Origin of the sequence: Paraburkholderia terricola (assembly GCF_900142195.1) — a bacterium.
Taxonomy (GTDB): domain Bacteria; phylum Pseudomonadota; class Gammaproteobacteria; order Burkholderiales; family Burkholderiaceae; genus Paraburkholderia; species Paraburkholderia terricola.
In genome coordinates this window covers 1-1,141 of the sequence record NZ_FRAB01000113.1, presented here as the reverse complement: position 1 = coordinate 1,141, position 1,141 = coordinate 1, and the positions used below count along the sequence as shown (strand labels likewise).

The 1,141-nt window shown below is 54.4% G+C and carries 1 rRNA gene; it reads left to right on the top strand.

Features of this window, described 5'->3' with window-relative positions:
* Positions 1-128: 128 nt before the first annotated feature.
* Positions 129-1,141: ribosomal RNA gene (locus tag BUE39_RS33680) — 16S ribosomal RNA — on the top strand; the annotation flags it as partial.

Here is a 1,141-nt window from a genome sequence, read left to right as displayed (position 1 = left end):
AGCGAAAGTATCAAGTCTCACACAGTAATGAAAGGAAGGTTTTCCTGTTGAAAGACAGGATGATCATTCGTCAGTACGTTGAGTGAGCGACCGGTTGGTAAAACAACCGAAAAACAGTAACAGGCATTGAACTGAAGAGTTTGATCCTGGCTCAGATTGAACGCTGGCGGCATGCCTTACACATGCAAGTCGAACGGCAGCACGGGGGCAACCCTGGTGGCGAGTGGCGAACGGGTGAGTAATACATCGGAACGTGTCCTGTAGTGGGGGATAGCCCGGCGAAAGCCGGATTAATACCGCATACGCTCTGCGGAGGAAAGCGGGGGCTCCTTCGGGACCTCGCGCTACAGGGGCGGCCGATGGCAGATTAGCTAGTTGGTGGGGTAAAGGCCTACCAAGGCGACGATCTGTAGCTGGTCTGAGAGGACGACCAGCCACACTGGGACTGAGACACGGCCCAGACTCCTACGGGAGGCAGCAGTGGGGAATTTTGGACAATGGGCGCAAGCCTGATCCAGCAATGCCGCGTGTGTGAAGAAGGCCTTCGGGTTGTAAAGCACTTTTGTCCGGAAAGAAAACCTCAGCCCTAATACGGCGGGGGGATGACGGTACCGGAAGAATAAGCACCGGCTAACTACGTGCCAGCAGCCGCGGTAATACGTAGGGTGCAAGCGTTAATCGGAATTACTGGGCGTAAAGCGTGCGCAGGCGGTCCGCTAAGACAGATGTGAAATCCCCGGGCTTAACCTGGGAACTGCATTTGTGACTGGCGGGCTAGAGTATGGCAGAGGGGGGTAGAATTCCACGTGTAGCAGTGAAATGCGTAGAGATGTGGAGGAATACCGATGGCGAAGGCAGCCCCCTGGGCCAATACTGACGCTCATGCACGAAAGCGTGGGGAGCAAACAGGATTAGATACCCTGGTAGTCCACGCCCTAAACGATGTCAACTAGTTGTCGGGCCTTCATTGGCTTGGTAACGTAGCTAACGCGTGAAGTTGACCGCCTGGGGAGTACGGTCGCAAGATTAAAACTCAAAGGAATTGACGGGGACCCGCACAAGCGGTGGATGATGTGGATTAATTCGATGCAACGCGAAAAACCTTACCTACCCTTGACATGTACGGAATCCTGCTGAGAGG